Source organism: Streptosporangium sp. NPDC000239 (genome assembly GCF_040300765.1).
GTDB lineage: Bacteria > Actinomycetota > Actinomycetes > Streptosporangiales > Streptosporangiaceae > Streptosporangium.
This window is the reverse complement of sequence record NZ_JBEPEI010000001.1, coordinates 196,565-220,068: the sequence shown is the minus strand read 5'-3', so window position 1 is coordinate 220,068 and position 23,504 is coordinate 196,565. Positions and strand designations below refer to the sequence as shown.

Annotated in this window: 22 protein-coding genes; 9 read left to right on the top strand and 13 right to left on the bottom strand. The window is 70.1% G+C overall.

What is annotated here, in order from left to right:
* Positions 1-6 precede the first annotated feature (6 nt).
* From ABT340_RS00905 to ABT340_RS00890, 4 genes are all read left to right on the top strand, one after another.
* Positions 7-822 (top strand): glutamate ABC transporter substrate-binding protein, encoded by an 816-nt coding sequence (locus ABT340_RS00905; protein WP_352008559.1) that lies wholly within the window; start codon positions 7-9, stop codon positions 820-822.
* 51 nt (positions 823-873) lie between these two features.
* Positions 874-1,542: an amino acid ABC transporter permease gene (locus tag ABT340_RS00900; protein WP_352008558.1), complete on the top strand. Its 669-nt coding sequence runs from the start codon at positions 874-876 to the stop codon at positions 1,540-1,542.
* A complete protein-coding gene (locus tag ABT340_RS00895) occupies positions 1,539-2,435 on the top strand; it encodes an amino acid ABC transporter permease (RefSeq protein ID WP_352008557.1) in 897 nt (298 codons plus the stop codon). The genes ABT340_RS00900 and ABT340_RS00895 overlap by 4 nt, the downstream gene beginning before the upstream one ends.
* A 134-nt stretch (positions 2,436-2,569) precedes the next feature.
* Positions 2,570-4,447 carry a S9 family peptidase gene (locus ABT340_RS00890; RefSeq protein WP_352008556.1) on the top strand — a complete coding sequence of 626 codons (1,878 nt, stop codon included), beginning with the start codon at positions 2,570-2,572 and terminating at the stop codon, positions 4,445-4,447.
* 40 nt (positions 4,448-4,487) lie between these two features.
* On the opposite strand, the gene rny is transcribed toward ABT340_RS00890, so the two are convergent.
* The 3 genes from rny to recA all read right to left on the bottom strand — a co-directional run bounded on the left by rny (position 4,488) and on the right by recA (position 8,393).
* Entirely contained in the window at positions 4,488-6,107 is a 1,620-nt protein-coding gene (rny, locus tag ABT340_RS00885; RefSeq protein WP_352008555.1) for a ribonuclease Y, read from the bottom strand.
* Between the two features lie 437 nt (positions 6,108-6,544).
* On the bottom strand, positions 6,545-7,285 hold the full coding sequence (recX, locus tag ABT340_RS00880) for a recombination regulator RecX (RefSeq protein WP_352008554.1): 741 nt from the start codon (positions 7,283-7,285) through the stop codon (positions 6,545-6,547).
* A 13-nt stretch (positions 7,286-7,298) separates the two neighbouring features.
* Complete coding sequence (recA, locus tag ABT340_RS00875; protein ID WP_352008553.1) at positions 7,299-8,393, bottom strand: recombinase RecA; 1,095 nt, start codon at positions 8,391-8,393, stop codon at positions 7,299-7,301.
* Positions 8,394-8,663: 270 nt separating this feature from the next.
* On the opposite strand from recA, the gene ABT340_RS00870 reads away from it, so the two are divergent.
* The gene (locus ABT340_RS00870; RefSeq protein ID WP_352008552.1) at positions 8,664-8,942 is read left to right on the top strand and encodes a hypothetical protein; all 279 of its coding nucleotides are present in this window, start codon (positions 8,664-8,666) and stop codon (positions 8,940-8,942) included.
* Positions 8,943-8,984: 42 nt separating this feature from the next.
* On the opposite strand, the gene ABT340_RS00865 is transcribed toward ABT340_RS00870, so the two are convergent.
* On the bottom strand, positions 8,985-9,236 hold the full coding sequence (locus ABT340_RS00865) for a hypothetical protein (protein WP_352008551.1): 252 nt from the start codon (positions 9,234-9,236) through the stop codon (positions 8,985-8,987).
* Positions 9,237-9,316: 80 nt separating this feature from the next.
* Here ABT340_RS00865 and ABT340_RS00860 point away from each other — a divergent pair, with 80 nt between their 5' ends.
* On the top strand, positions 9,317-10,792 hold the full coding sequence (locus ABT340_RS00860; protein WP_352008550.1) for an aminotransferase-like domain-containing protein: 1,476 nt from the start codon (positions 9,317-9,319) through the stop codon (positions 10,790-10,792).
* 5 nt (positions 10,793-10,797) lie between these two features.
* Here ABT340_RS00860 and ABT340_RS00855 read toward each other — a convergent pair whose 3' ends face one another.
* The 5 genes from ABT340_RS00855 to ABT340_RS00835 are packed head-to-tail and all read right to left on the bottom strand — an operon-like array spanning position 10,798 to position 15,241.
* Positions 10,798-11,229, bottom strand: coding sequence for a MaoC/PaaZ C-terminal domain-containing protein (locus ABT340_RS00855; RefSeq protein ID WP_352008549.1), 432 nt, complete (start codon positions 11,227-11,229; stop codon positions 10,798-10,800).
* Positions 11,213-12,199 carry an amidohydrolase family protein gene (locus ABT340_RS00850; protein WP_352008548.1) on the bottom strand — a complete coding sequence of 329 codons (987 nt, stop codon included), beginning with the start codon at positions 12,197-12,199 and terminating at the stop codon, positions 11,213-11,215. Before ABT340_RS00850 ends, ABT340_RS00855 begins: the two co-directional genes overlap by 17 nt.
* A 1-nt stretch (position 12,200) precedes the next feature.
* Positions 12,201-13,562 (bottom strand): TrpB-like pyridoxal phosphate-dependent enzyme, encoded by a 1,362-nt coding sequence (locus ABT340_RS00845; protein ID WP_352008547.1) that lies wholly within the window; start codon positions 13,560-13,562, stop codon positions 12,201-12,203.
* Between the two features lie 32 nt (positions 13,563-13,594).
* Positions 13,595-14,938, bottom strand: coding sequence for an NAD(P)/FAD-dependent oxidoreductase (locus ABT340_RS00840; RefSeq protein ID WP_352008546.1), 1,344 nt, complete (start codon positions 14,936-14,938; stop codon positions 13,595-13,597).
* Positions 14,939-14,986: 48 nt separating this feature from the next.
* Entirely contained in the window at positions 14,987-15,241 is a 255-nt protein-coding gene (locus tag ABT340_RS00835) for an acyl carrier protein (protein WP_352008545.1), read from the bottom strand.
* Positions 15,242-15,532: 291 nt separating this feature from the next.
* Here ABT340_RS00835 and ABT340_RS00830 point away from each other — a divergent pair, with 291 nt between their 5' ends.
* From ABT340_RS00830 to ABT340_RS00820, 3 genes are read left to right on the top strand one after another with little or no spacing between them, the layout of a single operon-like run.
* Complete coding sequence (locus ABT340_RS00830) at positions 15,533-16,660, top strand: acyl-CoA dehydrogenase family protein (protein ID WP_352008544.1); 1,128 nt, start codon at positions 15,533-15,535, stop codon at positions 16,658-16,660.
* The gene (locus tag ABT340_RS00825) at positions 16,657-18,114 is read left to right on the top strand and encodes an amino acid adenylation domain-containing protein (RefSeq protein WP_352008543.1); all 1,458 of its coding nucleotides are present in this window, start codon (positions 16,657-16,659) and stop codon (positions 18,112-18,114) included. The genes ABT340_RS00830 and ABT340_RS00825 overlap by 4 nt, the downstream gene beginning before the upstream one ends.
* Positions 18,111-19,541, top strand: a complete 1,431-nt coding sequence (locus ABT340_RS00820; RefSeq protein WP_352008542.1) for a cation:proton antiporter domain-containing protein — start codon at positions 18,111-18,113, stop codon at positions 19,539-19,541. The genes ABT340_RS00825 and ABT340_RS00820 overlap by 4 nt, the downstream gene beginning before the upstream one ends.
* Here the strand turns inward: ABT340_RS00820 and ABT340_RS00815 are convergent.
* The 4 genes from ABT340_RS00815 to ABT340_RS00800 all read right to left on the bottom strand — a co-directional run bounded on the left by ABT340_RS00815 (position 19,479) and on the right by ABT340_RS00800 (position 23,495).
* Entirely contained in the window at positions 19,479-20,405 is a 927-nt protein-coding gene (locus ABT340_RS00815; RefSeq protein WP_352008541.1) for a DMT family transporter, read from the bottom strand. The genes ABT340_RS00820 and ABT340_RS00815 overlap by 63 nt on opposite strands.
* Positions 20,406-20,476: 71 nt before the next feature.
* Complete coding sequence (locus ABT340_RS00810) at positions 20,477-21,205, bottom strand: response regulator transcription factor (protein WP_352008540.1); 729 nt, start codon at positions 21,203-21,205, stop codon at positions 20,477-20,479.
* Between the two features lie 637 nt (positions 21,206-21,842).
* The gene (locus tag ABT340_RS00805; RefSeq protein WP_352008539.1) at positions 21,843-22,037 is read right to left on the bottom strand and encodes a DUF3046 domain-containing protein; all 195 of its coding nucleotides are present in this window, start codon (positions 22,035-22,037) and stop codon (positions 21,843-21,845) included.
* Positions 22,038-22,304: 267 nt separating this feature from the next.
* The gene (locus tag ABT340_RS00800) at positions 22,305-23,495 is read right to left on the bottom strand and encodes an alginate O-acetyltransferase AlgX-related protein (RefSeq protein ID WP_352008538.1); all 1,191 of its coding nucleotides are present in this window, start codon (positions 23,493-23,495) and stop codon (positions 22,305-22,307) included.
* Positions 23,496-23,504: the final 9 nt, after the last annotated feature.

The following is a 23,504-nucleotide window of genomic DNA, read 5'->3' as shown; positions in this document are numbered from 1 at the left end:
AGCAGGATGCGTGTACAGCGTGCCGGAACCGTGTTGGTCGCGGTGGCCGCCATGGTGGCCGGACTCACCGCGTGCGGTGGCGGCAGCGGCGGCGGCAAGTTCGTCGTGGGCATCAAGTTCGACCAGCCCGGGCTCGGCCAGAAACAGCCGGACGGCTCGTTCAAGGGCTTCGACGTGGACGTGGCGAGATACGTCGCCAAGCAGCTCGGCTACCGGGACGACCAGATCGAGTTCAAGGAGGCCATCTCGGCCAACCGGGAGCCGTTCATCCAGCAGGGCCAGGTCAACATCGTCGCCGCGACCTACTCGATCACCGACGACCGCAAGAAGAAGATCTCCTTCGCCGGGCCGTACCTCGTCACCGGGCAGGACATCCTGACCCGCGCCGACGACACGACGATCAACGGTGAGGAGGACCTGAGGAACAAGAAGGTGTGCGGCGCCCAGGGTTCCTCCTCGCCCAAGCGCCTGGTCGACAAGTTCGGCGAGGCGTGGAAGAGCCAGTACCTCACCGAGCAGCAGGGCTACGGCGCCTGCCTGCCGCTGCTGGAGAACAAGCAGGTGGACGCGATCTCCACCGACGCGACGATCCTGGCCGGGTTCGCCGCCCGGTCGCCGGGCAAGTTCCGCCTCGTCGGCAAGCCCTTCTCCGAGGAGAAGTACGGCATCGGCCTGAAGCTGGAGGACAAGGACACCCGCGAGAAGATCAACAAGGCTCTGGAGAAGATGTTCGCCGACGGAAGCTGGAAGAAGGCCGTGGACGCCAACTTCGGTGAGTTCGGTAAGTTCTTCACCACGCCGCCGACCATCGAGCGCTACTGACCCGTCCCCGGGCCGGGGCGCGTCCCGGCCCGGGTTCCCTGGAGGGAACGAGTGCAGGCACTCCTCGACGAATTCCCGGCCATCCTGAGCGCCTTCTGGCTGACGATACGGCTCACGCTCGCCAGCGGGGCCGCGGCCCTGGTCCTCGGGACGATCCTGGCCGCGATGCGGGTCAGCCCGCTGCCCGTGCTGCGCGGCATCGGCACGGTCTACGTCAACACCCTGCGGAACACGCCGCTGACCCTGGTGATCGTCTTCTGCGGGCTCGGCCTGGGCCTGGTGCTGGACATCTCCTTCTCCACGAGCCTGTCCACGAACTACCTCTGGCTGTCGATCATCGGGCTGTCCGCCTACACGGCCGCGTTCGTCTGCGAGGCGATCAGGTCCGGGATCAACACCGTGCCGGTCGGCCAGGCCGAGGCGGCCCGCGCCATCGGCCTGACCTTCTCCCAGAACCTCAGGCTGATCGTGCTGCCCCAGGCGCTGCGCGCGGTGGTCGCCCCGCTGGGCAGCATCCTGATCGCGCTGACCAAGAACACCACGATCGCCGCGGCCATCGGCGTGACCGAGGCCTCGCTGACGATGAAGACCCTCTTCGAGGCACACGGTGACTCGGTCGTCCCGATCTTCTTCGGGTTCGCCCTCGGCTTCCTGGTCCTGACCCTGCCGACCGGGCTGCTGTTCACCTGGCTGTCCAGGCGGCTGGCGGTGGTCCGGTGAACGCGCGCTCGGCCGACGTCCTCTACGACGCCCCCGGGCCACGCGCCCGGACGCGCAACACCGTGCTCACGGTGCTGGTCGTCGTGGCGGCGCTGCTGGCCGCCTACCTGATGGTGGCCAAGCTGGGTGAGAAGAACCAGCTCGACCCGGCCCTGTGGACGCCGTTCCTGCGGGGCGACGTGTGGCTCAACCTGATCGTGCCCGGCCTGCTGAACACCCTGAGCGCGGCACTGGTCGCCTCACTGATCGCGGTGCCGTTCGGGTTCGTCCTGGGCATCGGACGGCTGTCCGACCACGCCGTGATCCGCGTCCCCGCGGGTGTGGTGGTGGAGTTCTTCAGGGCGATCCCGCTGCTCATCATGATCTTCGCGGTGATGTACGGCGGGAGCGCGGTCTTCGGGCTCACCGTGACCCCGTTCGCCGCCGTGGTCGTCGGCCTGGTCCTGTACAACGGGTCGGTGCTGGCGGAGATCGTGCGGGCGGGCATCCAGGCCGTGCCGCGCGGCCAGTCGGAGGCGGCCTACGCCGTCGGCCTGCGCAAGGGCCAGGTCATGCGGATGATCCTGCTGCCGCAGGCGGTCACGGCCATGATGCCGGCGATCGTCTCTCAGCTCGTGGTGCTCCTGAAGGACACCGCGCTGGGGTTCATCGTCTCCTTCGAGGACCTGTTGAACGCGGGGGCGCGTGTGCTGCCGTCCAACTTCAACAACCTCATCCCCTCCGTGATCGTCATCGCGATCGTCTACATCATCATCAACCTGGCCGTCGGCGCCGTCGCCACCTGGCTGGAGAGACGCAGCCGCCGAAGCCGCAGGACCACGGCCGCTCCGGTCGAACCCCCCGGGGCGATCGTGGTGTCCGGAACGACCCCCGGCGTCTCCGCGGTCGACTGACGGAGTCCAGGACAAGCTGATCATCACTGTTTGGGAGGCTGCATCAGGTGAGCATGGGAAACGAATTTCCGCACGCCGCGAGGGATGAGGACCATACCGGCGACACGGGACGGGTTATCGGGCAGGATGGCGCCATGTCCCCCGAGCAGGTCGTCCGGCCGTATGCCACCTGGCCCTCTCCCATCTCGACCACGGGTGTCGCCCGGTCGGGGCTGCGCCTGGGGTTCCCGACGGTGTCGGGAACCCAGATGTGGTGGACCGAGGACCGCCCCCTTGAGGGCGGCCGCACCACGATCGTGCGGCAGGAGGCCGACGGCACACGCACGCAGCTCCTGGCGGCTCCGTGGAACGCCAGGACCCGCGTCCACGAGTACGGCGGGCGGCCGTACGCCCTGGTCCCCGGCGGGGGGCTGGTGTTCGCCAACTTCGCCGACCAGCGCCTCTACCTTCTGTCCCCCGGCTCCGAGCCCGAGCCCCTCACGCCGGAACCCGAGCACGAGTGCGGCCTGCGCTACGCCGAGATGACCGTCCACGAAGGGCGGATCCTGTGCGTGCGCGAGCGGCACGACGCCGAAGGACGGGTGAGCCGCTCGATCGTCTCCATCCCGCTGGACGGCGGGGCCGAGACGCGCGAGCTCGTCGGCGGGAGCGACTTCTACGCCTTCCCCGCCCTGTCGCCCGACGGCGAACACCTGGCCTACGTCTGCTGGGACCACCCCCGCATGCCGTGGAACGGCACCGAGATACGGGTCACCCGGCTCTCCGACGGCCTGACCAGGACGGTGGCCGGAGGCCTTGAGGAGTCGGTCCTGGCTCCCTCCTGGCGCGACGACCTGAGCCTTTACTTCATCTCCGACCGCTCCGGCTGGTGGAACCTCTACCTGAGCGGCGTCGGCGGCGCCCCCGCGCGGGCGCTCCACCCCCTCCAGGAGGAGTGCGCAGGACCGCTGTGGCAGCTCGGCGGAGCACCCTACGCTCCGCTGGCCGACGGGCGGATCGTCCTGCTGCACGGCCGGGGAGACCTGCGCCTGGGCGTGCTCGACCCCGAGGACGGCACACTGACCGACCTCGAAACCCCCTACGACGGCTGGCACCCGTCCCTGTCGTGCGACGGGCGGGCGGTGGCCGCGATCGCCTACGGCCCGGCGATTCCCCGCGCCGTCGTCCGGCTCGACCCCGCGACGGGGAACGCCGAGGAGTTCCGGCGCGACGCCACCGAACTGCCCGACCCCGCCTACCTGCCCGTTCCCCGGGCCGTCGAGTTCGACGGCAAAGCCGGGCGCCGGGTGCACGCGATCGTCTACCCGCCCGTCAGCCCCGAGGCCAGGGGCGAGGGGCCCGCGCCGTACGTGGTGTTCGTGCACGGCGGTCCGACCGCGCACAGCATCAGCGCGCTCGACCTGGAGAAGGCCTTCTTCACCAGCAGGGGCATCGGCGTGCTCGACCTCAACTACGGCGGCTCCACCGGGTACGGCCGCGCCTACCGCGACCTGCTGCACGAGCAGTGGGGGATCGTCGACGTCGAGGACGCGGTCTCCGCGGCCGAGTGGCTGGCGGCCGAGGGGCTCGCCGACTCACGGCGGATCGCGATCAGGGGCGGCAGCGCGGGCGGCTGGACGGTCATGGCCGCCTGCTGCGCCTCCGACGCGTTCGCGGGCGGCGTCTCCTACTACGGGGTGAGCGCGCTCGCCTCGTTCGTGACCACCACCCACGACTTCGAGTCCCGCTACATCGACTGGCTGATCGGTGCGGACCCCGCGCTGTACGGCCCCCGCGAACCGCTGGGCATGGTCTCCAAGGTGACCTGCCCGATGCTCCTGCTGCAGGGATTGTCCGACCCGGTGGTGCCTCCGGAGCAGTCGCAGGCCTTCGCCGACGCCCTGGCCGAGCGCGGTATCCCGTGCACCTACCTCACCTTCGAGGGAGAGTCACACGGCTTCCGCCGCGCCGAGACCCGAAGCACGGCCCTGGCCACCGAGCTGGCCTTCTACCAGCAGATCTTCCACTCCTGACGGCTCCGGCACCCCGGGTGACCCCGCGCCTGGACGACCCCTATCGGGCGAACTCCGTGGCGCGGGACTCCCGGACCACGGTGATGCGGATCTGACCGGGGTAGGTCAGCTCCTCCTCGACCTGCTTGGCCACGTCCCGGGCGATCACCTGGGCCTGGATGTCGTCGATCGCGTCGGGTTTGACCATGACCCTGATCTCTCGGCCCGCCTGCATGGCGAAGACCTTCTCGACGCCGTCGTAGGAGGTGGCGATCTCCTCCAGCCGCTCAAGGCGCTTGACGTACGCTTCGAGGGACTCCCGCCTGGCCCCCGGCCTGCCACCGCTGATCGCGTCCGCGGCCTGGGTGAGCACGGCCTCGACGGTCCTGACCTCGACCTCGTTGTGGTGGGCCTCGATCGCGTGGACCACGTCCTCGTGCTCGCCGTACCGTCTGGCGATCTCGGCGCCGATGAGCGCGTGGCTGCCCTCCACCTCGTGGGTGAGCGCCTTGCCGATGTCGTGCAGGAGTGTGCAGCGCTTGAGCAGTAGAGGGTCGAGCCGGAGTTCGGCCGCCATGATCCCGGCGATGTGGGCGGACTCGACCAGGTGGCCGAGCACGTTCTGCCCGTAGGAGGTGCGGTAGCGGAGCTGGCCGAGGAGGGTGACGAGTTCGGGGTGCATCTCGGTGATGCCGAGCTCGACCAGCGCGTCCTCACCGGCGCGCACGCACAGGTCCTGGACCTCGGCCCTGCTGCGCTCGTGGGCCTCCTCGATGCGCTGCGGATGGATGCGCCCGTCGAGGACGAGCTTCTCCAGCGTCAGCCTGGCGGTCTCTCTGCGGACCGGGTCGAAGCACGACAGCAGGACCGCCTCGGGGGTGTCGTCGATGATCAGATTGACCCCGGTGGTCGACTCGAAGGCACGGATGTTGCGGCCCTCACGACCGATGATGCGGCCCTTCATCTCGTCGCCGGGCAGGTGCAGGACGCTGACGACGGACTCGGCGGTCTGCTCGGTGGCCACCCGCTGGACCGCCAGTGTCACGATCTTGGTGGCGCGCTTCTCCCCCTCTTTGCGGGCCTGGCCCTCGATCTCTCTGACGATCAGGGCGGCCTCACGTTTGGCCTGGTTCTCGATCTCTTTGACCAGTTCGGTCTTGGCCTGCTCGCCGGTGAGCCCGGCCACCCGCTCCAGGACGGCCCTGCGTTCCTGGGCGGCCCGGTCGAGGTCCTCGCGGCGGTCGGCGAGCTCGGTCTCCGTCTCGGCCAGTTTGCGAGCCCGCTCGGCCTGGCGCCTGGCCTCCTCGTCGAGCCGCTGCTCCCGTTCGGCGAGCCGCTTCTCCCTGCGTTCGAGGTCGGAGCGGAACTCCTTGAGCTCCTGCTTCAGGAGCCTGCTCTCGGCCTCCGCCTCCTTGCGCAGCCCGGCGGCGGCCTCCACGGCGGCCTCCGACCTGCGTAGAAGGTCTCCGGCGTCGTTCTCCGCCTTGGCGCGAATCTCGGCGGCCTCCTGCCTGGCCACCTCAAGTTCGGTCTGGATCTCCTCAAGCTGCTCGGGTGAGGGACCGCTCGGCCGTCCCAGTGCTCCGCCGGTACGGCGTAGCAACACGATCAGCGCGGCTATCATCGCCACGGCGAGAACCGCGACCGCGACCGTCAAAGTGACGACCACAACCGAATTCATGCGCGCCCCGCCCTCCTCGCGTTGCCAATAGCAAGACACGAGGCGTCACACGCACGGCACGGAAAGTCCACATGGTGGTATCACCAGGACATATGTTGATCCGGGAGCGACGCCGCATCAGCCCATCCCACCGGCTCTGTCGCCTGCCCGCATCCATGAAGCTTGTTCGTCCGCAATTTACCGTTATGACAATCCGCGCTGCGCGGAGTAACTCCTCACTGCCGTCGAGGTTAAGCGTCAAAGAGGTAACGGGCAAGCAAAGGCGCACCGGGAAAGACTCGAACGTGAAGCGACCCCCCTTTCCCCCGTACGGCACGGCCGCAGGACGCACCGGCTCGCCGGCCGCTCAGGTTTCGCCGACGGCGACGACACCCGTCAGGACCGGGGCGGCGGCCGTACGGAATGGGGAGGGGCGCCTGGGGCCACCGGCTCCCGGGTCAATCCTCTGAATAGTCGTGTTCGTCCATGGAAGAGGGTGAGGAGGGGAAATTGTCCGCCTCCTCGCTCTCCAAAGCCTCACGGATCACCCGGAAGGCCAGCCCGGGGCCGTAGCCCTTTCTGGCGAGCATGCCCGCCAGCCTGCGGGTCCTGACCGCGGGATCCAGACCACGGGTCGAGGACAGCCTGCGTGTGACCAGGGCGCGTGCCGTCTCGGCCTCCCGCTCGGGGTCGAGCCGTTCGACCGCGTCCTTGACGATGTCCTCGTCGACCCCTCGGTGGCGCAGCTCCGAGGCGAGCGCCTTCCTGGCCAGCCCCCGCCCCGTGTGACGGGAGCTCACCCAGGCCTCGGCGAACGCCTCGTCGTCGATGAGACCGACCTCGGAGAAACGCTCCAGCACCGCCTCGGCGGCCTCCTGCGGCACCTCGCGCCGCTGGAGCGCCTCGGCGAGCTGGGCCCGGGTGCGTGGCGCCATGGTCAGCAGCCGCAGGCAGATCGCCCGCGCCACCGCCTGCGGATCGGCGTCGGGCCCCCGGGCCGCCACCGACCCCTCGGCCGGACCGTCGGGCAGGAGACCGTCCCCCTCCCCCGCGCGCCCGGCGCGCCTCCCCGGGGCACGCGTGCCCCGGGAGGAGCCCCGGCCGCGCCGGTCCCGCCGGGTGTCCTCCGAGTCGGGCCAGGCACCCCAGTCTCGCGGCCCGGCCTCACCGGCCGGACCGGAATCAGGTCCCGTCGTCATCGGTCAGCCCGGATCAGGCGTCGCCCGGCTTGGGGGTCGAGGCCTTGGAGCCACGGCCGGAGGAGGCAGCGGGGGCCGGAGCGGCGGGCGGCGGGGTGGCCGGGCTGTCCAGGCGGGGGCCGATGCCGAGCTTCTCCTTGATCTTCTTCTCGATCTCGTTGGCGATGTCGGGGTGGTTCTTCAGGAAGTTACGGGCGTTCTCCTTACCCTGGCCGAGCTGGTCGCCCTCGTAGGTGTACCAAGCGCCGGACTTGCGGACGAAGCCGTGCTCGACACCCATGTCGATCAGGCCGCCCTCGCGGGAGATGCCGACGCCGTAGAGGATGTCGAAGTCGGCCACGCGGAAGGGCGGAGCCATCTTGTTCTTGACGACCTTCACCCGGGTGCGGTTGCCGACCGCCTCGGTGCCGTCCTTCAGCGTCTCGATGCGGCGGATGTCGAGACGGACCGAGGCGTAGAACTTCAGCGCCTTTCCACCGGTCGTGGTCTCGGGCGAGCCGAACATGACGCCGATCTTCTCGCGGAGCTGGTTGATGAAGATCGCGGTGGTGCCGGTGTTGTTGAGCGCGCCCGCGACCTTGCGCAGCGCCTGGGACATCAGGCGGGCCTGGAGGCCGACGTGGCTGTCGCCCATCTCGCCCTCGATCTCGGCCTTCGGCACCAGGGCCGCGACCGAGTCGATGACCAGCAGGTCGATGGCGCCGGAACGGATCAGCATGTCGGCGATCTCGAGCGCCTGCTCACCGGTGTCGGGCTGGGAGACCAGCAGCGCGTCGGTGTCGACGCCGAGCTTCTTGGCGTACTCGGGGTCGAGGGCGTGCTCGGCGTCGATGAAGGCCGCGATGCCGCCGGCCCGCTGGGCGTTGGCCACGGCGTGCAGGGCGACCGTGGTCTTACCGGAGGACTCGGGACCGTAGACCTCGATGATGCGGCCCCTCGGGAAACCGCCGATGCCGAGGGCGACGTCGAGCGCGATGGAACTGGTCGGGATCACCTCGATGGGCGCACGTGCCTCGTCACCGAGTCGCATGACGGAGCCCTTGCCGAACTGCCGCTCGATCTGGGCGAGGGCGGTCTCAAGCGCCTTCTCGCGGTCGTTAGCTGCCATGGGAGCCCCCCTGGAGGGTCGCGGGTTGGATCGGTTGCCAGAAAGCTACGGGGTGCCACCGACATTTTCCGGAGAGCACGCCGAGGAGCGTCAGCGCGTCCAATATAGCCGAACGACTGTTCGAGCGAGGCCGGACGACAGCGCATGTTCCGGGGCGTGCGGGACGACCCACCCCATCCGGAAGGCGATATTTCCGAGAATTCCCCCATGCCTGTTGTCAGGGGGCTGACCTGGGGCGATCCTGAGGGCAGCCGACTCTGAGGTGCCGACGTGACCAGCACGTTCAGCCAGCAACGCCTGACCTACCTTGGGTCCCTGTCCGCCGAGCTGTCGCGGCAGGGGCTGGCCAGCCGCATGGTCGGCGGGGACGACCCGGTGCTGTGGGTGTGGCATCCGGAGAGCCTGAGACAGACGATCGTCTTCGCCACCCCGGCCGGAGACGGATGGCTCTTCCTGTGGTCCCCCGACGGCCGGGAGAAGGCAGGGGACCCCCGAGGGACCGCGGAGTCCCTCGACCGGCTGCTGAGCGCCCCCGACCCCGGCCCCTGATCCGCGCACGGCGAAACGCCGCCGCCCGGGGGGCCGGGGAACCTACGGGTGACGCACGCCGACCGTCCCGCGCGGGCCGGACGCCCTTACCTCCGTCGCCCTCCGCCGTGGCGTACGTCGTCCGGCCCGCGCCCGCCCGGTCTGCCTGCCGGTTACGGCGGTGACGACCGCGCGCTCCGGCGGATAGGGATCGGCGGGTTTCCAGTCCCGGCCGTCACGGGTGTCCGCGCCGAAACGCGGCACAACCACGGCCAGGAACACGGCCGCGGCCAGGAAAAAGAGAAAATTGGTCATTTTCCAGTCCACTTCCATTGCCCACTGCGTCCATTCCAAGGCACCCTTGGCACAAGTGGCCAGATCCAGTAGAGGGAAAAATGGACCGTATTTCCACCGAGCGTGACATCGTCGCGCTCCTCGGTGACTGGGCGTCGGGCCGAGGCCCTCTCTATCGCAAGCTCGCGGACGCGCTGGCGCAGGCCGTCGAGGACGGCCTGCTCCTCCCCGACGACCGGCTGCCCTCCGAGCGCGGGCTGGCCGACGCGCTCCAGGTGAGCAGGGCGACCGTGGTCGCGGCCTACCAGGAGCTGCGGGGCGCGGGCCTGCTGTCGAGCCGGCAGGGAAGCGGCACCAGGATCGCCTCGGACGTCAAGGTGCGCAGGCCGACCGCCGACGGGCGGGTGCCCGGTGGCACCGCGATGACCATCTTCCAGCGGCTGATCGACGGCCCCGGCGAGCTGATCTCCGTCGCGGTCGCGGCGGGCGGGGCGGCGCCCGAGCTGGCCGTCGCGCTGCGCGAGCTGGTCCGCGACGACCTGGACGACCTGCTTTCCGGGCCCGGCTACCACCCCTCCGGGCTTCCTGAGCTGCGTGAGGCGATCGCGGGTTACCTGACGAGGAACGGCCTGCCGACCGCGCACGACGAGATCGTGGTGACGACGGGCGCGCACCAGGGCCTGGTCCTGGTGACCGAGCTGTACGTCAGCCAGGGGGCGACGGTGCTGGTCGAGTCGCCCAACTGGCCCGGTTGCCTGGACGTGTTCCGCTCCGCCGGGGCGCGCCTGGTGACCGTACCGCTCGACGAGGAGGGGCCTGAGATCCACACGCTCGGCGCCATGTTGCGGGAGCGCAAACCCTCGCTCCTCTATCTCATGCCGACCTACCACAACCCGACCGGGGTGCTCATGTCGGCGGCGCGCAGGCGCAGGATCGCGGAGCTGGCCGCCGAGCACGAGGTGCCCGTCCTTGAAGACAACGCCTACATGACCTACCACGCGGAACCGGGGGCCGTACCCGCGCCGCTCGCGGCCTACGCGCCGCCCGGCACTGAGATGCTCTCGCTCGGCTCGCTCGCCAAGGCCGTCTGGGGCGGCCTGCGCATCGGGTGGGTCCGCGGGCCCGCCGAGATCGTGCAGCGGCTCTCCCGGCGCAAGGTCCTCGCCGACATCGGCAGCCCGGTGATCGACCAGGCCCTCGCGGCCAGGCTGATGCCCCGCCTCGACCGGATCCTCGCCGAACGGGCCAAGGAGCTCGGCCTGCAGCTCGACCACATCGACGCCCTGCTACGGGACCGGCTGCCGAGCTGGCGCTGGCGGCGCCCCGACGGCGGCGGCGCCCTGTGGGTCGAGCTGCCCGGTGTCGACGCCATGGCCTTCGCCCAGGTCGCCGTACGGCACGGCGTCGACGTGGTGCCCGGAGCCGTGATGGACCCGGACGGCGGGCACACCAACCACATCAGGCTGCCCTTCACCTTCTCCCCCGAGGTCCTCGACGAACTCGTCCACCGGCTCGCCCGTGCCTGGTCGGAGATCGCCAGGCACGGGCCCGCGCCCGCCGTACAGGTCGTGGTCTGAGACGGCTAGGGGTTCGCGGCCTGGCGTCTGCGCATCAGGCCGTAGATCATGATCCGCATGACGGGCCGTTCCCGGTCGTCGAGGAACTCCCCGCGCTGCTGGAGGATCCCGCAGTCGGGCCTGGACAGGGAGGCCGCGAGCCCGACGACCGTCACCCGGCCGGTCAGGACGTCCCCCGGTCTGACCGGCCGCAGCCAGCGCAGCTCGTCCACGCCCGGGGAGACCTCCGCCTCGGCGTGCAGCAGTACCCCCTCCGTGTAGAGCCTCATGAACGTCGCCGTCACGTGCCAGCCGCTGGCGATGAGGTCCTCGTGGTCGAGGTGACGGGGCTGCGGATCGTACGCCTGGGCGAACCGTACGATCTCCTCGTGGGTGATCTTCCGGCTGCCCAGCTCGAAGACGTCTCCGACGTGGAAGTCCTCAAAGGCGCGCGGCATCGGCGGCCCCTTCCCTTCCCGCCGCGAGCCTGTCCGCCAGGCGGGGGAACAGGGCCAGGGCGTTGTCCAGGAAGGGGATGTCCCCGGCGTCCGCCAGGTGACGCAGGGTCCCGGAGACGACCGCGTCCCGCATGAACGGGAAGTCCGTGCCGAACAGGACGTTCTCCCTGCCGGTCACCTCGGCCAGGCAGGCCAGTGTCGCGGGCGAGGCCGCCTGGGCCGTCTCGTAGTACAGCCGCCGCAGTTCTCCCGCCACGTCCAGCCCGCCCGCCCCCGGCAGTACCCAGGTCGCCGCCAGTTCCAGCCGCCAGGCCAGGAACGGCACCGTGCCGCCCGCGTGGGCCAGGACGAACCGGATGTCGCGGCAGCGGCCGAGGGTGCCGCCGAAGAGCAGGTCGGCGACCGCCCGCGTGGTGTCCATGACGAAGTCGACCAGCGGCGGCGGGACCTTGGCGGCGAACCCGGGCCCGCCGGCGCAGTCGCACCGGTAGGCCGGGTTCGGATGGACGAAGACCACGGCCCCGCGCCGGTCGAGTTCGTCGAAGACCGGGGCGAACGCCGGATCGCCCAGGTAACGGCCGTCGGCCAGGCTCGCGCTCATGACGACCCCGTCGAGGCCGAGCACGTCGAGCGCGTACTCGATCTCCGCCAGGGTCGTCTCGACGTCGGGCATGGGCAGGACGGCCAGGGCGCCGAACCTGCCGGGGAAGTCGCGCACCAGCTCGGCCGACCACTCGTTCGCCTGCCGTACCAGGGAGGCGGCGCCCTGGCCGAGCGCGGCGTCCGGCAGCAGGATCGACAGGATCGCCGCCCGGACGTCGTTGGCGTCCATCACACTGAGGGAGTCCTCGACCGTCCACTCGGGGAGGGGGACGCCCGGTGCCATGTGCGTCACCCCTCTCCGGCGCAGCTCGGCGATCAGCGGCGGGTGGTAGCTGTGGTGGTGCACGTCGATCCAGCCGCCGCCCATCTCAGGTCGTCGCGATCTTCGGCAGCTGGCTCAGCGCCTCGTCCAGCTGGGCCTGGGGGATCGCGTAGTCCTCAAGCTGGCCCGCCAGGTAGGCGTCGAAGGCGCCCAGGTCGAAGTGGCCGTGCCCGGACAGACCGAACAGGATCGTGCGCTCGCTCCCCTCCTCCTTGGCCGCGAGCGCCTCCTGCACGGCGCCGCGCAGCGCGTGCGACGACTCGGGCGCCATGATGAACCCCTCGCTCCTGGCGAACCGCACGGCCTCGGCGAACACCTCGTTCTGCTCGTAGGCGCGGGCCTCGATGTAGCCCTGCTCGTGCAGCGCGCACAGGGTCGGGGCGTCCCCGTGGAAGCGCAGGCCGCCCGCGTGGATGGGCGCGGGCATGAAGTCGTGGCCGACGGTGCGCATGGGCAGCAGCGGCCCGAGCCCAGCCGAGTCGGGGTAGTCGTAGGTGTAGGCGCCCCGGGTGAGCGTCGGGCAGGCGGTCGGCTCGGCCGCGATGAACCTGGTCCCCGGCCGTTCCCCGGAGAGCCGGTCGGCCATGAAGGGGAAGACCAGCCCGGAGAAGTTGGAGCCCCCGCCGACGCACCCGACCACGACGTCGGGGTAGTCGCCCGCCATCTCCAGCTGGCGCTTGGCCTCAAGACCGATGACGGTCTGGTGCAGCACCACGTGGTTCATGGCCGAGCCGAGCGCGAACTTCGTGTCGTCGTGGGCCAGGGCGTCCTCGACGGCCTCGCTGATGGCGATGCCCAGGCTGCCGGGCGAGTCGGGGTCCTTGGCCAGGATGTCGCGGCCCGCCTGGGTGCGGCTGGTCGGGGAGGGGAACACCTCGGCGCCCCAGGTGTGCATGAGCGAGCGGCGGTAGGGCTTCTGCTCGTAGGAGGCGCGCACCATGTAGACCGTGACGGCGACGCCGAACAGGCTGCCCGCGAAGGACAGCGCCGAGCCCCACTGTCCCGCGCCGGTCTCCGTCGTCAGCCGCCGCACACCCTCGTTGGCGTTGTAGTAGACCTGCGGGATCGCGGTGTTGGGCTTGTGCGATCCCGCGGGCGAGACGCCCTCGTACTTGAAGTAGATCTTCGCCGGGGTGTCCAGCGCCTTCTCCAGGCGGTCGGCCCGCACCAGGGGGCTCGGCCGCCACATCCGGTAGATGTCCCGCACCTGCTCGGGGATGTCGATCCAGCGCTCCGGGGAGAACTCCTGCTCGATCACCGCCTGCGGCAGCAGCGGCGCGAGGTCCTCAGGGCGCAGCGGCTCGTGCGTGACGGGGTTGAGGTACGGCGGCAGCGGGGCGGGCAGGTCGGGCAGGATATTGTACCACTGCTGGGGCAGGTCGTTCTCCGCCAGGATGAACTTCTTCACGGATCTCCCGGTCCTTCCGTTCGGAACTGCGGCTAGAACTGCGGCGCCGCGCTGGGGGCGCGCAGCGTGCCGAGGTGCTTGTGCCAGAGATGATCAGGATTCTCCTCGACCTGGCGGGTGATCTCTCGCATTTTGGTCAAAGCCACCGGCTCGCCGCCGTCGTAGACGTCTCCCTGGAGCATCTTCAGCACGTCGAGGCGGTATCTCGGGTCGGCGACGAAGGCCGTGAACAGGATGTTGAGCCGGTAGTAGATGGAGATGAACTCGTACCAGTTGCTCACGGCGTTGCGTAGTTTGCCCTCGTAGTTCGCGAAGGAGGGCTTGGTGAAGTCACCCCGCTCCGCCGCCGCGAGAATGTCGTAGGAGGCGATCCTGGCGCTGTTCATGGCCACGCTGACGCCGCTGGAGAAGATCGGGTCGACGAAGCGGGCCGCGTCGCCGATCATCAGCCAGCCGTCGCCGCAGATCTCCCGCATGGCGTAGCTGTAGTCGCCCTCCGGCTTGAACGGCTTGACCTGCTTGCTCGCGCGCAGCGCCTCGGCCAGTTCGGGGCGGCTCTCCACGCACCTCCAGAAGAAGGTCTCCCAGTCGGATCCGGCCTCGCTGAAGTGCTTCTTCTGCGTGACGACCCCGATGCTGGTGATCGTCTCGGTGATGGGGATCTGCCACACCCAGGTGTCGGTGATGGGCAGGAAGTGGACGAAGATGTAGTCGCTCTGCTCCTTGTCGACCGACAGCGCGCCGCGGTCGAGCCCGTCGAACCAGGTGTGGATCGCGTACTGGTTGAACACCGGGTCGGAGACCTTGAGTTTGAGCTGCCTGCCGAGGAAGGTGTTGCGCCCGCTGGCGTCGATCACCATCCTCGCCCGCACGTCCGTCTCCCTGCGGCCCATGCTGAAGACCAGCTTGGGCTCGGGCTCGGAGAAGTCGACCCGGCGCACCCGGATGCCCTCGTAGACCTTGGCGCCGAGCGACTCGGCGTGCTGCAGCAGGATCAGGTCGAACCGCCCGCGGTCCACGTGGTAGGTGTAGTCCTGGTTGACCCCGGCCTGGTCACGCTCGCTGAAGTCGATCTCGGCCGTCCCGAACCCGTGGGAGACCTCGAATCCCAGGGTGGGGATCTTCGCGTCGATCGCCGAGGTCCAGGCGGCGCCGTACTTCCTGGGGAAGCCCGCGGCCTCGATCTTCGGCAGCGCGCCGATGTCGGACAGCACGGGGGTGGTCGCGGGGATCAGGGACTCCCCCACGTGCTCGCGCGGGAAGATCGCGCCCTCGAACACGCCGCAGGACAGCCCGGCCTGCGACAGGTAGGAGGCCATCGTGGATCCCGCGGGACCGCCTCCGATGATCGCGATGTCGAAGTCAACGTCAGACATGATTGGCCTTCCCCTCGTGGACACGTTCACGGGCACACCGGTACACGTTCACTCGCTGCCGAGCCGTACGACGAGACCGCTGATGCTCCGCAGGTCCTTGAAGTTCCCGCCGACCATCTCCTCCATGGGAATCTCGATCCCGTACTGTTCCCTGATGAATCCGACGAGCCGGGTGGTCGTGAGCGAATTGAGAATTCCCCATTCGAGCAACGGGGTCTCCGGCTCGATCTCCACGTCCGAGGTGTCAAGGATTCTCTCCTGCAGGTATTTGCGGAGTACGTCGGAGACCTCCGACTCGTTCATTCGCAGCTCCCGTCTCATGGGTGACCCATCGGGCGATCACACCGCCGTGGCCGTCGCTCCGGGCACGACCACCGGCATGAGACTACGAAGCGGTGCTCTGACTGTCCTCCTGACAAATATTGAACTTCACCTCTCCCCGGCCACCCTGAGGACAGGTGGACTCCTCATTTGGTAGGGGGGTGGAAAGGACGAGTGGGCAGACTTGTTCCCCACGTTTTCCCGTTTCCGGGACAGAAGCTTCCGCTGGAATGATGAGGACAGCGGAAAGCGGCCGATCCTAAGCTTCCGAGCGTGGATTTCGCCTGGGATTCCGACCAGCGGGAGCGATACGAGCTGGTCCGGGAAAAGACACGTACATGGCCGGTGACCGAGAACGGGTTCCTCACCCGTGAGGACTGGGGGCGGTGCGCGGCGCTGGGCCTGACGGGCCTGTCCGTGCCCGCCGAGTACGGCGGCGGCGGACTCGGCTTCCTGGACACGGCGCTGACCGTGGAGGCGTTCGGCCGGGGCTGCCAGGACATGGGGCTGGTCTTCGCCACCATGGCGCACCTGTTCGCCTGCGCGATGCCCATCGCCGAGCACGGCGGCGCGGAGCTGCGTGCGGCGACGCTCCCCGGCCTGTGCTCCGGCGAACTGGTCGGCGCCAACGCGATCACCGAGGACGAGGCGGGCTCGGACGTCACCGCGATGACGACGCGCGCGGTCCGCGACGGCGACGACTACGTCATCACCGGGGTCAAGTCCTTCGTGAGCAACGCGCCGATCGCGGACGTCTTCACGGTCTACGCCTCGACCGACCCGGCCTTCGGGCACATGGGGGTCAGCGCGTTCGCCGTGTCACGCGGCACGCCGGGACTGACCGTCGGTGAGCCGTTCCGCAAGGTGGGGCTGGAGAGCGTCCCCGCCGCGCGGGTCCGGCTCGACGGGTGCCGTGTCCCGGCGGACGCCATGCTCGGTGTGCGGGGGCAGGGGGCGGCGATCTTCCAGTCCTCGATGCGCTGGGAGCGCACCTGCCTGTTCGCCGGCTACCTGGGCCTGACCGAACGGCTGCTCGACGCGGTCGTCGAGCACTCCGGGGAGCGCAGGCAGTTCGGCCGCCGTGTCTCCGACAACCAGGCGGTCTCGCACCGCATCGCGCGGCTGCGGCTGCGCCTTGAGGCGGCACGGCTGCTGCTGTGGCGGGCCTGCTGGCGGCTCGACCGGGGCGAGCGCGCCGTACTCGACGTCGCGATGGCCAAGCTCGCGGTCAGCGAGGGCGCGGTGCAGGCCGGTCTCGACGCCGTGCAGATCTTCGGCGGGGCGGGCATCCGCGGCGAGGCGGGGGTGGAGCGCGCGCTGCGGGACGCGCTGCCCTCGACCGTCTTCTCCGGCACCACGGAGATCCAGCTCGAACAGATCGTCAAGGAGCTGGGGCTGTGAGACTGCACGAACTCGTCCGCCGGAGCGCCCGCCGCGCCCCGCAGGCGCTCGCCGTCGCCGGGCCGGACGCCGCCCTGACCTACGGCGAGCTGGACGCCGAGGCCGACCGCCTGGCGCACGCGCTGGCCGCGACCGGCGTACGGCGGGGCGACCGGGTGGCGCTCTGGCTCGACAAGTCGGCGCGGGCCGTGGTCGCGACCCAGGCGGTGCTGCGTCTGGGGGCCGCCTACGTGCCCGTCGATCCGCTCAGCCCGGTCGAGCGGGCCGTCCACCTGGTGCGGGACTGCGCGCCGCGCGCCGTGGTCACCTCCCCCGAGCGCCTGCGGACGCTGGAGCTCAACGGCGTGGACGTCCCGGCGCCCGGCCCGGGACCCGAGGGCACCCCGCCGCCGCTGCCGGAGCCGGACGGGACGGCCGACGACCTGGCCTACATCCTGTACACCTCGGGCTCGACCGGCGTGCCGAAGGGCGTCTGCCTGTCACACCGCAACGCGCTGGCCTTCGTCGGCTGGGCCGCCGCCGAGCTCGGGGCCGTCCCCGCAGACCGCTTCGCCAACCACGCCCCCTTCCACTTCGACCTGTCGGTGCTGGACCTGTACGTCGCCTTCCACGCGGGGGCCTCGGTGCACCTGATCCCGCAGGAGACGGCCTACGCCCCGCGCCTGCTGGTCGACTTCCTGCTGGACCGGCGGATCACCGTGTGGTACTCGGTGCCCTCGGCGCTGATCCTGATGGCCCGCGACGGCGGGCTGCTCGACGCGCGCCCCTCGGCGCTGCGCGCGCTGCTGTTCGCCGGCGAGCCGTACCCGGTGACGCATCTGCGCAGGCTCCGTGAGCACCTGCCCGGGGTGCGCATGCTCAATCTGTACGGACCGACGGAGACCAACGTGTGCACCTTCCACGAGGTCGGCGAGGTGGCCGGGGACAGGACCACGCCGGTCCCCATCGGGCGGGCCTGTTCCGGTGACCGGGTGTGGGCGGTCAGGCAGGACGGGGGCGTGGCAGGTCCCGGCGAGGAGGGTGAGCTGGTCGTCGACGGGCCGACGGTGATGCTGGGGTACTGGGGCTCCGCGCCGCAGGCCGGGCCGTACGCGACGGGTGACCTGGTGCTGCTGCAGGACGACGGCGACTACCGCTTCCTCGGCAGGCGTGACGGACAGGTCAAGATCCGGGGGTACCGGGTCGAGATCGGCGAGATCGAGGCGGTGTTGCAGGCCCATCCCGCCGTCGGCGACGCGGCGGTCGTGCTGACCGGCAGCGGCATCGACGCCAGGCTGGTCGCCTACCTGGTGCCCTCTGGGGCCGAGCGCCCGAACCTGCTGGAGATCAAGCGCCACTGCGCGGCCTCGCTGCCCCGGCACATGATCGTCGACGCCGTCCGGCACGTCGACGAGCTGCCCAGGACACCGAACGGCAAGATCCACCGCCGTCTGCTCACCTCGGAGGCACGATGACGCCGACGCCCACGGGCACGGTCGAGCTCGATCCCCGCCCGTCGGGGGCCCCCGTCTCACGCCGCGGGGCGGGCGCCGCCGTCTACGTCCTGACCGCGATCCTGCCCGCGCTGGCGGCCGTGGGCCTGCTGGTGATGCTGGGGACCTCGGCGGGCACGGCGCGGCCGGTGCCCTCCGCCTCCGGTCCCGTCGAGCACAGCGTCCAGCTGTTCGCCGCGATAGCCGTGGTCATCCTGGCCGCCAGGCTCTTCGGACGGCTGGCCAGGGGCGTGGGGCAGCCGCCCGTCGTCGGGGAGATCTTCGCCGGGCTCTGCCTCGGGCCCTCGGTGCTCGGCGCGCTGCTGCCCGGCGTGAGCGCCTGGCTCTTCCCCGCCGAGGTGCGTCCCGTCCTGCAGGGCCTGGCCGACCTTGGGCTGATCGCCCTGATGTTCGTGGTCGGCCAGGAGACGAGGCAGACCTCCTTCCGCGGTCAGGGCGGGGCCGCCGTGACGATCGCCCACGCGGGCATCGCGGGTCCCTTCCTCGGCGGCGCGCTCCTGGCGAGCCTGCTGTATCGCGACTGGGCCGGCCCTCAGGCCAGCCCGGTGGTCTTCGCGATGTTCCTCGGCTCCGCCCTGTCGATCACCGCCTTCCCGGTGCTCGCCCGCATCCTGGTCGAACGGGACATGTTCCGTACCCCGCTGGGCAGGCTGAGCATGTTGTGCGCGGCGATCGCCGACGTGGTCGCCTGGTGCCTGATCGCCGTGATGACCGCGGTCGCGGGCCGGGACACCCCGGTCAGGGCGGCGCTCACCGTGACGCTGGTGCTCGCCTACGGCGTCGTGATGACCTGGCTGGTCCGTCCCTGGCTGGCCAGGATTCTCACCGCGCTTGAGGACCGGCCGGAGATACGCCTGCTGGTGCTGCTGGCGGGCCTGCTCGCCTCCTCCGCGGTGACCTCGGCGATCGGGATTCACGCCATCTTCGGCGCGTTCCTGTACGGCCTGTGCTGTCCCTCCGGATCCCTGTCCCGGCTGACCGAGCGGATCAACTCCGTCTCGGGGCTTCTGCTGCTGCCGTTCTTCTTCGTGGGCACGGGGCTGCGCACGGACGTCTGGCGCAGCGGGCTCGACGCCTCACTGCTCGGCGTGACCGTGCTCGTCGTGGTGGTCTCGATGCTGGGCAAGCTGGCCGGTCCGATGCTGATGGCCCGCTCGACCGGGCTGAGCTGGCCCGACTCGGCCTCGCTCGGAGTGCTTCTCAACGCCAGGGGCCTGACGGAGCTGGTGGTGCTCAACCTCGGGCTCGCCCTGGGGATGCTCAGCGAACGGCTGTTCGTCGTGCTGGTGGTCATGGCGCTGGTGACGACCGCCGCGACGGCCCCGTTACTCTCGCTGCTCGACCGGCTGACGGCCCGCCGTCGAGATGGAGGGGCCCGTCGGCTGTAGCCCGATCAGCAGGCCCACGACGACGAGGGCGGCCCCGGCGAACTCCGGCCAGCCGGGGTGGCCCGTCCCCAGGACGACGGCGGCGACGATGGTGCCCAGCGGCAGGAAGCCGGAGAACAGGCCGGCCCGTTCCGCGCCGAGCCGGGGCAGCGCGTCGTACCAGCAGAAGAACGCGAAGGCGGTGACCACGACGGCGAGGTAGGCCAGCGCCCCCGCCTCCGAGGGCGTGGGCGTCCGCAGCATTCGCGGTCCGTCGACGACGGCCCCGGCGATCAGCAGCAGCGGCACGGAGGCGGCGGCCGAGTAGGCGGCGACCCTGACGGCGCCGAGTTTCGGCAGGAGCGGGATCGCCAGCAGTGAGAAGCCGACCTCCCCGCCGAGCGCGCCGAGCGCGAGCAGCACCCCGACGAGCGTCGCGCCGCCCAGGCCGATCGTGACGGCCGCCCCCGTGGCGACCACGACCGCCGCGACCACGACGTGCGGGGTCGGCCTCCTGCCCTCCATGAGCGGTGTGGCGACCGCGAAGACGATGGGGACGGTGGCCACGATCGTGCCGACCATCGCCGGGTCGGCGTAGCGGGTCGACTCGACCACGAACACGTTGAACGCCGCCAGCCCGACCAGGGCCAGGGCGGCGACGAGAAGGATCTCGCGGCGGGTCAGCCTGACCGGTGGCAGCCGCCTGGCTTTGACGACGGCGAACAGCAGGACCGCGCCGACGGCGTAGCGCACCGCCTGCCCGCCGTACACGGGATAGCCGTGGAGCGCGGGAGAGACCCCCGTCAGTGTGCCGACGCAGAACATCGCGGTCGCCGCACCGATCATGCCGCGCCGCCTGTCGGCCTTGTCTCGTATGAACGTCACGGGGTGTCATCGTGGCAAGCGGCATGATCTCGCGAAAGTGCCAATGGGCGGGCAAGTGGACTGACCTCCCGTTACGCGTTGGCCGCCCGGCTGCGTTCCTCCTGCGGATACCTCCTGCGGGACAGGTGGACGGGGTTCTCCCCGACCTTCATCAGGCCCGTCTCGTAGGCGTAGATCACCGCGCCCGCCCTGTTGCGCAGGTGTTTCTTGTGCAGCACGTTCTGGACGTGGGACTTGACGGTGCTCTCGCTGAGTGACAGGTCCCTGGAGATCTCCGCGTTGGTGTAGCCACGGGCCAGCAGGCGCAATACGTCCAGTTCCCTGCTGGTCATGTCGGTCACCGGCGGCGTCCTGGGCGATCCCGTCGCGGCGGTCCTGACGGTCCGCTGGCACGCCTCGGGGGCCAGGAAGGAGTATCCGGCGGACAGCATCCTGATCGCGGCACGCAGTTCCTCGGCCGAGGCGTTGGTGAACAGCAGACCTCCCACCTCGGGCTCGGCCATGTCGAGGGAGCGGGCGTCCCAGGCGTCGACGAGCGCGAGGAAGCGAGGGGTCTCGCCGGGGAGCTCCGCCACGATCTTCCTGGTCGCCTCGACGGAGTCGGCGCAGTCGCTGAGCGGTCCCATCACGACGACCTCGGGGCACAGATCGCGGATGCTGCGGATGGTGTCCGTCGAGTCGGTCGTCTCACCGGTCACCGCCATGTCTCCGGTCTCGTCGAGGATCTCCCTCAGTCCGATCCGGAGAAGCGTGCGGCTCTCGGCCAGAAGGACCGTCTTCTTCTGGGTGGCATTCTTCATCGTCACCGTATCTGGCCTGGGAAATCGCGGTTTCGGCGGCTCTCGTCCTGCGTGCCTGAGGGCACGGCCCGCGCACGGGCCGTCAGGAGATCGCGAAGGTTCCAGATCACGAGGTACGGCCGCCGCACGCGGAGGCCGCGCGCGTGTGTCGGCCGGGGCGCCCTCCCGGCGGGCCCGTCCCTGACGGGCGGACCATGGGTCATGGGGCGGGTCGGCTCGCGGTCGACAAGAGACACAGCGGACAGACCCCCACTATCCGGATACGCATACCTCGGGTATACAACAGTGCGATCGCAATGTATCTACCAATTTTTGTGACTTAACCCTCGCTATTTGCGACCGGAACGATATTCGGCCAGGTGGCGGCCTTACGAGAAAAGTCGATCAACACGAGGAACCATACGAAGTTCGGCATGGCCGGCGAGGCCCGCTCACCCATGTGATGGGCGGGACGATCACGAAGCGCTTATTTACCCAGCTAGTTGACACGTCCCGGAAATTTTCCGGTGACCGGCCCGTCCGCCCGGGGAACACGCTTCAAGATCGGTGCAGGGAAAGGGGCGGCCATATCCGGCGGCGTTTCGCGCGAAACCCACGGCCCGGGAACGAAGGCACCCCGGAGGCCGGGGCGGGGCCCTCAGCGCAGGCGGGGGGCGACGTCGATCACCCCGCACACCGCCCGCCAGACGTCCTTGGCCGCGAAACCGTCGGCGAGCGCCTGGTCCACCGTCCTGCCGCCCAGCTCGGCCAGGATGTAGTCGCGAGCCCACGACTCGGCGTAGGCGTCACCGAAGTGCAGTTTCATCCGGTCCCAGAAATCCGACAGGCGCATCCCCCAAGTATGACCCCGGCCACGGGTGCCGGACGCCATGGATCGAGGAGCCCCGCCGTGGCCCGCGCCCGTCCCCCCGTCCCACGAGAGAAATCCGATTCCACGGAGGCGACGACCGAACATTCATCACGAGCCGTGATAAAGCCATCACCCTCCGAACGGGAAAGGGCCGCCCGCCGCACGGGCGACATGACGCCATATACAAAAACGCTTTCGGCACTCCTTTACGGATGTTCGGATCCTGATCGAATCGCGAGGACGGAGAGGCTAGCGCAGCGCTTTCTCGATCGCGGCGAGGGTCGCGTCGTCCAGCATCTCCCCGTGCCCGCCGACGAAGTAGCGCTCCACCATCTCGAACACCACCGTCTCGCTCCCGGCGACCTTCTCCGCGACGTACCCGGGTCCCGCCTTGGCGGGCGCGTCACTGCGCAGATAGGTCAGGTCCGCGAAGTACGGCGTGATCCACGGCAGCGAGTTACGGGTGAACGAGTCACCGACGAGCAGGGTCCTCGGCTCGTACAGCGGCGCCCCGGAGGAGGCGTTGGCCGTGCTGAAGGAGGTGGGCAGCTGCGTGTCGTCCTGCTTGGTCCGCCGTACCCCCTGCCTGACCAGGGACCACCGGTCGATGACCTCCTCGCGTGGCGTGCCCAGCATCGGCCCGAGGTCGCCGACCCTGGGCTCCTGCCCGACCTTGACCAGGCTCGTTCCCCGCGCCAGCCGGGGGTCGAGCGTCTGGGCCAGTGTCGTGCCGTACAGTCCGCACGAACGCTCGTTCCAGTGGCTGTCGGTCCGCCAGTAGGTCGGCGCGCCGGTCTCCACGCGCAGTCGTTGGAGCGGGCCCCGCAGGTCCATGTAGCCGGGCGGGCGGGCCGCCTCAAGCGCCGCCCAGAACTCCTTCTTGCGCCTCTGCAGGCATCCCTGGCCGAGGAAGCGCTCCGGGAGCTCGTCGGGATAGGCGGTGGTCTTGTCCGGCGCGACGGTGAGCACGAACCTCCTGCCCGATCTCCGCACGATCTCGGCCAGCCTTCGTGTCCGCTCCAGGGTCTCGGCGACGCTCCAGCGCGGCCCGCACGCCTCGATCACGTCGTCCCCGAAGTAGAGCCAGCCGTTACGGCCCTCGATCGCCCGGGGATAGGTCGGTTTCCTGCCGGTGTTGTACGACGGGAGCTGGCCGAACACCCCCTCCGACAGGGCGGCGTTGCCACGGATGGCGTACTGCCGCAGCGGCAGGTGGGCCACCGCCCAGGACTCGGCCTTCGGGATGAGGTCCCAGCCCTCCGACAGTGAGGGGAACTCCGGCAGTCTCCGGTTCTCGATCTCGACGGCCCGGTCTCCCAGGGCGAAGGCCAGCGCGGGCCCGAAGAAGAACAGCCCCGCCGCAAGCAGCGTCGGCAGCCGCCCCCGGAGGCGACGGGGCCGGGTCCCCGAGGTCGCCGGTTCGGTCTCGACTGCGGTCATCGACGGCCT